This is a genomic window from Ewingella americana (genome assembly GCF_006438725.1).
Lineage (GTDB): Bacteria > Pseudomonadota > Gammaproteobacteria > Enterobacterales > Enterobacteriaceae > Ewingella > Ewingella americana_A.
The window spans coordinates 80119-87964 of the sequence record NZ_RCZD01000018.1 but is presented as its reverse complement, the minus strand read 5'-3'; the positions used below and the strand labels follow the sequence as shown (position 1 = coordinate 87964).

Annotated in this window: 6 protein-coding genes and 1 pseudogene; 4 read left to right on the top strand and 3 right to left on the bottom strand. The window is 54.8% G+C overall.

The features are described from left to right. Positions 1 to 271 (top strand): annotated as a pseudogene (locus EAH77_RS25400) (IS4 family transposase); the annotation flags it as partial. Positions 272 to 470: 199 nt separating this feature from the next. Here EAH77_RS25400 and glyS read toward each other — a convergent pair. The 3 genes from glyS to EAH77_RS23295 all read right to left on the bottom strand — a co-directional run bounded on the left by glyS (position 471) and on the right by EAH77_RS23295 (position 5636). Continuing rightward, positions 471 to 2540, bottom strand: a complete 2070-nt coding sequence (glyS, locus tag EAH77_RS23305) for a glycine--tRNA ligase subunit beta (RefSeq protein ID WP_140475574.1) — start codon at positions 2538 to 2540, stop codon at positions 471 to 473. Between the two features lie 9 nt (positions 2541 to 2549). Next, positions 2550 to 3464 carry a glycine--tRNA ligase subunit alpha gene (glyQ, locus tag EAH77_RS23300; RefSeq protein ID WP_140475572.1) on the bottom strand — a complete coding sequence of 305 codons (915 nt, stop codon included), beginning with the start codon at positions 3462 to 3464 and terminating at the stop codon, positions 2550 to 2552. Between the two features lie 165 nt (positions 3465 to 3629). Then, a complete protein-coding gene (locus tag EAH77_RS23295) occupies positions 3630 to 5636 on the bottom strand; it encodes an autotransporter outer membrane beta-barrel domain-containing protein (protein ID WP_140475578.1) in 2007 nt (668 codons plus the stop codon). Positions 5637 to 5825: 189 nt separating this feature from the next. Here EAH77_RS23295 and EAH77_RS23290 point away from each other — a divergent pair, with 189 nt between their 5' ends. The 3 genes from EAH77_RS23290 (at position 5826) to EAH77_RS23280 (ending at position 7724) form a co-directional block, all read left to right on the top strand. Then, positions 5826 to 6398 carry a DNA-3-methyladenine glycosylase I gene (locus EAH77_RS23290; RefSeq protein WP_140475570.1) on the top strand — a complete coding sequence of 191 codons (573 nt, stop codon included), beginning with the start codon at positions 5826 to 5828 and terminating at the stop codon, positions 6396 to 6398. Beyond that, on the top strand, positions 6395 to 6838 hold the full coding sequence (locus EAH77_RS23285; RefSeq protein ID WP_140475568.1) for an N-acetyltransferase: 444 nt from the start codon (positions 6395 to 6397) through the stop codon (positions 6836 to 6838). The genes EAH77_RS23290 and EAH77_RS23285 overlap by 4 nt, the downstream gene beginning before the upstream one ends. Positions 6839 to 7061: 223 nt before the next feature. Then, a complete protein-coding gene (locus EAH77_RS23280) occupies positions 7062 to 7724 on the top strand; it encodes an OmpA family lipoprotein (RefSeq protein WP_140475566.1) in 663 nt (220 codons plus the stop codon). Positions 7725 to 7846 lie beyond the last annotated feature (122 nt).

Sequence of the window (7846 nt, the reverse complement as noted above, 5' to 3'; positions counted from 1 at the left end):
CAGCGGGAGTACAGGAATAGCCCGGCTGAATGTCCTGTGCCTCCTGTCAATGATAGCGTCAGTCATGACATGGTTCATTGGATATCTTATTGAACTGACAGGGAAACATCATTCATACCAGGCAAATACAATAAAGACTCGCAGGGTCCTTTCATTCCAGACATTAGCAAGAAACGTGCTGCGCCATGAATCCGATTTAATCACAGCAGCCAACATATTGAACGCCTTCAATATCTGGCAAAAAAACTACGACTCAGTGTCTCATTGGTGAGAAGAGTAATTTGTGGGGATCCCTCATGGTCTCGGGGGGACGCGCGGTCCCCCCGAGCCGGTGTGGGCCGGCGCCCACGGTTTTGATCTTGAATTTAAAAACAAATTTGAAATTAAAAACAAAAAAGCGAGGCCCGGATTGTACCTCCGACCTCGCTTAATACTTTGCTTCAGCTTTAATAAAGCTGAAAGTCTCCTGCTTACTGAAGCAGAGAAATGTCCGCGACTTGCAGGAACAGCTCCCGCAACTTAGACAACAACGTCAGTCTATTAACTCGAACCGCCTCATTCTCATCCATCACCATCACCGTATCAAAGAACGTATCCACGGTTTCACGCAGTGCAGACAATTCCACCAGCGCTTCTTTGTATTGACCGGCAGCGAACAGCGGTTCCAGCTTGTCGCGCAGAACCACCAGATGCGTGGCCAGTTTCAGCTCGGCAGGCTCTTTCAGCACGGAGGCGTGAACGTGATCCAGCAGAGTGTCGGTGGATTTCGCCAGAATGTTGGAGACACGTTTGTTGGCCGCAGCCAGCGTGGCGGCTTCATCCAGCGTACGGAAGTAGCTCACCGCTTTCACGCGAGCGTCGAAGTCGGCCGGTTTGGTCGGACGACGTGCCAGCACGGCCTGAATGGTGTCAACCGCGTGGCCTTCTTCTTGATACCAGGCGCGGAAACGACCGAGCATGAAATCAACCACGTCATCGACCACTTTGGCGTTAGTCAGCTTGTCGCCATACAGGCGCACCGCTTCTTCAGTCAGGGTTTGCAGATCGAGGGACAGGTTTTTCTCAACGATGATACGCAGCACACCGAGCGCTGCACGGCGCAGTGCAAACGGGTCTTTATCGCCTTTCGGATGTTGCCCGATGCCGAAAATACCGGCCAGGGTGTCCATCTTGTCAGCAATAGCCAGTGCACAGGCCACTGGGGAAGCCGGTAACTCGTCGCCGGCAAAGCGTGGCTGATATTGCTCGTTCAGCGCAACGGCGACTTCTTCCGCTTCGCCGTCGTGACGCGCATAGTGCATGCCCATCACGCCCTGCGTGTCGGTGAACTCAAACACCATGTTGGTCATCAGGTCGCATTTTGACAGCAGACCTGCGCGTTTGGCGTTCTCGACGTTGGCACCGATTTTATCGGCGATCCAGCCAGAGAGAGCTTCGATGCGATCGGTTTTGTCACGCAGCGTACCGAGCTGTTTCTGGAACATCACGGTTGCCAGACGCGGCAGATTGTCTTCGAGACGCTTTTTCAGATCGGTATTGAAGAAGAATTCAGCATCGGCCAGACGCGGACGCACCACTTTCTCGTTGCCGGAAATGATTTGCTGCGGATCTTTCGATTCGATGTTAGTCACGAAGATAAAGTTCGGCAGAAGTTTGCCCGCAGCATCGTATACCGGGAAATACTTCTGGTCGCCTTTCATGGTGTAAACCAGCGCTTCGGCAGGAACGGCCAGGAATTTCTCTTCGAATTTCGCGGTCAGCACCACTGGCCATTCCACCAGCGACGCCACTTCTTCCAGCAGGCTTTCGCTCAGATCGGCGATACCACCAATCTGTTTGGCCGCCAGCTCAGCGCCCTCTCTGATGATGGCTTTACGCTGTTCGTAATCGGCGATGACTTTGCCACGCTCGAGCAGAATTTGCGGATACTGATCGGCATTATCGATGGTGAACTCTGGCTCGCCCATAAAGCGGTGACCGCGAATGGTACGGGCTGAATTGATGCCAAGGATTTTTGCCGGGATCAGCTCATCGCCTAACAGCAGCGTCACGGTGTGAACCGGGCGCACGAACTGCACGTCGGAATCACCCCAGCGCATCAGCTTAGGGATCGGCAATTTGGACAGCGACGTGGCGATCATGGCAGGCAGCAGTTGTTGCGCGCTTTCGCCTTTGACGTGTGCACGGTAAACCAGCCATTCGCCTTTGTCCGTTACCAGACGGTCGGCCTGCTCAACGGTGATACCACAACCGCGAGCCCAGCCTTCAGCGGCTTTGCTTGGTTTACCTTCAGCATCGAACGCCTGCGCGACAGCCGGGCCGCGTTTTTCAACTTCGCGATCGGCCTGTGACTCGTGCAGGGCCGAGACTTTCAGCGCCAGACGACGTGGTGCTGCAAACCATTTTACGTCGCCGTGTGGCAGGTTTGCCGCATCCAGTTCCGCAGTCAGATTAGCGGCAAAAGATTCAGCAAGGCTGCGCAGCGCTTTCGGTGGCAGCTCTTCGGTACCAATTTCTACCAGAAATGTTTTTTCAGTCATCACTGTTTCTCACTTCTCGTTCTTTTTGCACATCGGGAAGCCCAACACTTCACGGGAAGCGTAATACGCTTCAGCTACCGCTTTGGTCAGGGTACGGATGCGCAGAATGTAGCGCTGACGTTCAGTCACAGAAATCGCTTTACGCGCGTCCAGCAGGTTGAAGCAGTGTGCCGCTTTCAAAATGCGCTCGTACGCGGGCAATGCCAGAGGTTTTTCGAGCGCCAGCAGAGTTTGCGCTTCTTTCTCGTGCTGTTCGAAGCAGGAGAACAAGAAGTCGACGTCGGCGTATTCGAAGTTATAGGTGGATTGCTCCACTTCGTTCTGATGAAACACGTCACCGTAGGTGGTTTTACCTAACGGACCGTCGCTCCAGACCAGATCGTAAACGCTGTCCACGCCCTGGATATACATCGCCAGACGCTCCAGACCGTAGGTGATTTCGCCGGTCACAGGCTTACATTCCAGGCCACCAACCTGCTGGAAGTAAGTGAACTGCGTCACTTCCATGCCGTTAAGCCACACTTCCCAGCCGAGACCCCAGGCGCCGAGCGTCGGGTTTTCCCAGTTGTCTTCAACGAAGCGAATATCGTGGATCAGCGGATCAAGGCCCAGCTCTTTCAGCGAGCCGAGGTAGAGCTCCTGAATGTTTTCCGGGGAAGGTTTGATCATCACCTGAAACTGATAATAGTGCTGCAGGCGGTTCGGGTTCTCACCGTAGCGGCCGTCAGTCGGGCGGCGGGATGGCTGGACGTAAGCCGCCGCAAAAGGCTCAGGGCCGAGCGCGCGCAAGCTGGTCATCGGGTGGGAGGTCCCTGCGCCGACTTCCATATCCAGTGGTTGAACGATGGTGCAGCCCTGCTGCGCCCAATAGTCCTGGAGTGTCAGGATCAGGCCCTGAAAGGTCTTGGTATCAAACTTTTGCATGTTGGTTTCGCACGCGAGACAGTGAGTTTAAAAGAGTGCGCCAGTATACCCGCTGAGCGGAAGATAATCAGCCAGAATCAGGTAGCGGGCATGATGTGAAGTGAAAGAGTTCTGTTTTTGGATAAGGTTTACGGGAAGTTTATGGGGGCATAACGCCCCCAAACATTAAAATCTCGCACTGATCCCCGCGTTGTACGAGGTCTGTTCGCCGGAATCCAGCCCGGTGGTTTGTGATACGGCGGCGAAGGCGGCAATGTTGTCCGTTATCTGCACGTTGGCACCGAGGGTCATGTCGACCCAGTCGGTATCCTGCTCACCGGTGGTGCGGCTAAACCGGGTGCGGGTGGATTTTATCGCACCCGTAGCGGTATAGGTGTCATCGCCAAACTGGCGGTCATAGGTTACCTGCGCATACGGGTTAACGATGCCCAGTTGCGCATTCAGACGCCAGCCCAGCGCACCGATTTGCGAATGAGAAGTCTGGTCGCCAAAGCGCATCGAGGTACTGTTGTTATCCTTCTCTTCATAGCCGTCGATGTTGCTGTAATCCCAGCTGTACTGCGCCACCGGGCCGGTTTTCAGCACCGGTAAAATCGGAAAGTCCCAGCCGGCGGTGACCCGCCCGCCGATCTGCTTACCGTTGGTTTCGCCACTTTCAGTACGGGTGGTTGGGCCAAGTTTCATGCTGCGGTTGATATCGTCATAGTTCATCGAACCATAGTGGATATCGCCGTTGATCCAGCCGTTATCGGCGATTTTTACGCCAGTAAAGGCGGTCGCCATCCAGCCCCGTGTGCGGTAGCTGAAATTATCGGTCGGGTCCTGCTTATCATCAGCACCGGAGAGCATCACTCCCATCATCCAGCGTTCGGTCAGCTGGTAGTCCATGCCGATATTCAGCGAGTTGGTGGTCAGATCTCCATCCCCTAACCCCAGTGATGGATTAAATTTACTGTCGGCACTTTGCCCGGCATAACCGCCGAACATGCCAAAGGTGCCGGATTCATTATTCTGTGTGCGCAACTGCTGATAGCGGCTGTCGAGTAACCCCTGCGTATTGCGCGTCAGCGCCAGCGATCCCTGATTCAGCGCCGCCACTTCCAGCGGGCCATTGATCACCGACTGCATATACTCCGCGATCAGCGCATGTGCTTGTGGTGTCGGGTGGAAATGATCGGCAAACAGGAAGGATTTACTGGCGTCAAAACCCGGCAGGTTCGAAGTACATTCTGAAGCCGACGTCCCTACCGGGCATGCCGTACCGGCGGTATTAGCAAAACCGTAGCGGGCCGGATCGGCGATGACTTCGTTGAACAGCCCGTTGATATCCACGCGCGCAATGTTGCCGCCGGTTTTCGCCAGCGCAATATCCTCCGTGGTGTTGTAGGTGTCGGTCAGGTCGCCCGCCACGCTTTTCAGCGCGTCATAGGCGGCGATAAGCCCTTTGGAGAGCAGGTCCTGAACCAGTGCTGAATTCAGCCCGGCGGTGGTCGAGGCCTTCAGCGCGTTGTGAATGGCTTCGGTACGCGCATCGGTGCCTGGTGTATTTTGCGCATTCAAATATTTATAAGCGGCTTCCAGCGCCTGCTGCTGCACCGGCAGTAAGCCGACTTGAATAATCCCTTCCATCAGCACTGGCGTGAGCCCGATGTTCGGCACCGTCGGCACCACCACGGTTCCCGCTCCGGCTTTGAGTAAATCATTCACCTGCGAAGCGGCCTGGGTCGCACTGTTGGTGGCAATCTCCACGGCGGAAATAGGGTTCAGGCTGAGCGCCGCTGCCGCTAAATCGTTGCCGCCAATCCAGTGAATATACAGCCCGTTCGGATCTGCTTTGCCACCGGTAGCGGCCAGATAGTTTTTCACCTGATCCTGCGTGGTGTAATCCGAATCCAGCCCCGGCACGGCCACGCCGCCGCCTTCGGCATAGTTCAGCCCCCCTTTGGAGGAGGGCGTTAATGGGGTGCCGATATTCTGCGCGAGTATTTCGTCATACAGCTGATGCGAGCTGCTGTCGAAGGTCCAGCGGCCAATGTTGCCCGTGTCACTCAGACTGTCGCCGAACACATAAAGTTGATCGTAAGCCTGCGCAGGAGGCTGTAAACCAAAGCACATCGCCATGGCGAAAGCGCCCTGCGTCAGCCGTAATACGGCGTTTTTTTTGCCTGTCATCATCGTGACTCCCTAAAATATCTGTGATTCGAATCCATGAAAACGTAAGGATTACGTAATGAATGGCTTTAAATATTGTTCAGATCCGACCAGCGTCAAGTTGAAGGGGGAGAAATTACGACGTTGCAGAGTTATCCGAGAAGCCACACACTGATCTCACGCATATAGGCCTCTGATAAGGACAATAGAATGGCGACCACCCGTTGCAGCTGGGTTTCGAAAGAACCGATTTACCTCGACTACCACGATAAAGAATGGGGCGTACCGGTCAAAGATGGCCGTGAACTGTTTGAAATGCTGTGTCTCGAGGGCCAGCAGGCGGGGCTGTCGTGGATCACTATTCTGAGAAAGCGCGACAACTACCGTCAGAACTTCCACAATTTCGATCCGGTGCGCATCGCCAAAATGACCGATGACGACGTAGAGCGTCTGGTGCTCGACGCCGGGATCGTTCGTCATCGAGGAAAAATCAAAGCTATCATCCTGAATGCACAGATTTATTTGGCCATGCAAGCCAGCGGCGAAGATTTCTCTGAGTTCATCTGGGGTTTTGTCGGGCACCAACCGGTCATCAATAATCCACTGGGGCCCGAAGGCGTACCGGCAAAAACGGCCGTCTCCGATGCCATGGCCAAGGCGCTGAAAAAGAAAGGTTTTAAATTTACCGGTTCGACCATCTGCTACGCGTTTATGCAGGCCGCCGGACTGGTGAACGATCATCAGGCTTACTGTTTCTGTCACCCGAAAAATCAGCCAGCATGATCCGCCGCTCAAAGTCTGCCGACACGGAAGCGATTATGCTGTTGTGGCTACGCAGCACACTGGCGGCACACCCCTTTATTGAAGCGTCGTATTGGTACGAAAGCGCGCCAATGGTGCGCGAGACCTTCCTGCCGCAGGCCACCACCTGGGTTTCCTGCGGCGATGACGGTGAGATTAATGGCTTTATCAGCGTGCTGAATCAGCAATTTATCGGCGCACTGTTTGTTAAAGAGAGCGTCTACGGCCAGGGCGTCGCGCAGCAATTAATGCAGGAAGCAAAAGACCATTTCCCGCTATTGCTGCTGGAGGTGTATCAGCAGAACCACCGCGCCGTGGCCTTCTATCGCAAAGAAGATTTCTTCGTGATCAATGACACCGTTCATCCTGGAACCGCGCTTCCTACCTGGGTTTTACGCTGGCATCAGCCCCTTTCTGAATAAGTTCCTATAACCGGCAAAAATACAAAAATGGATAACCGGAATTCTCCTACTGCTTAACGCCGCAAAATTCCGCATAAAGAGCGCAAGAACGCCACAGGGCTGATGTCTGCCGGTTGCACTTCTTTATGTTTTGACACGTTTTTCTGTGCAACGACTACAGAGCTGCGCGGTCATAATGGAAACGATTCGGCTTGAAACAGAAAACATCCAGAAAGGAAATAAGATGAACAAAAGACTTCTTGTGGTTGCTGGCGCCCTTTGCGTCACGATGGGCTTGTCAGCCTGTACCACCAATCCGTACACCGGCGAATCCGAAGCCGGTAAATCTGGCATTGGCGCGGGTCTGGGTGCCGCTTTAGGCGCGGGCGTTGGGATGCTTTCATCTTCTAAACACGATCGCGGCAAAGGTGCATTGATCGGTGCCGCAGCGGGTGCAGCGCTGGGCGGTGGTGCGGGTTATTACATGGATGTGCAGGAATCTAAGCTGCGCGATAAAATGAAAGGCACCGGTGTCAGCGTCACCCGTCAGGGCGACAATATCGTGCTGAACATGCCGAACAACGTGACCTTCGACACCAACAGCAGCACGCTGAAACCGGCAGGCGCTAACACACTGACCGGCGTGGCGATGGTACTGAAAGAGTATCCGAAAACGGCGGTGAATGTGGTCGGTTACACCGACAGCACCGGTACCCGTGCGCTTAATATGAGGCTGTCACAGCAACGTGCTGACGGCGTCGGTAGCGCGCTGATCACCCAGGGTGTAGCCGGTAACCGCGTACGCACCACCGGTGCCGGCCCGGATAATCCGATCGCCAGCAACAGCACCGAAGCAGGCAAAGCCCAAAACCGCCGCGTTGAGATCACTCTTAGCCCGTTGCAGTAAGTTTTTGCCAGCCATTCCAGCGGGGCCGTCAGGCCCCGTTTTGCTTCCTGCGCTACGTTCCCACCACGTTGATGTGATATTCTTGCGCCCTCTGTTACTTCCCTACCTCCCGCGCCGGAACC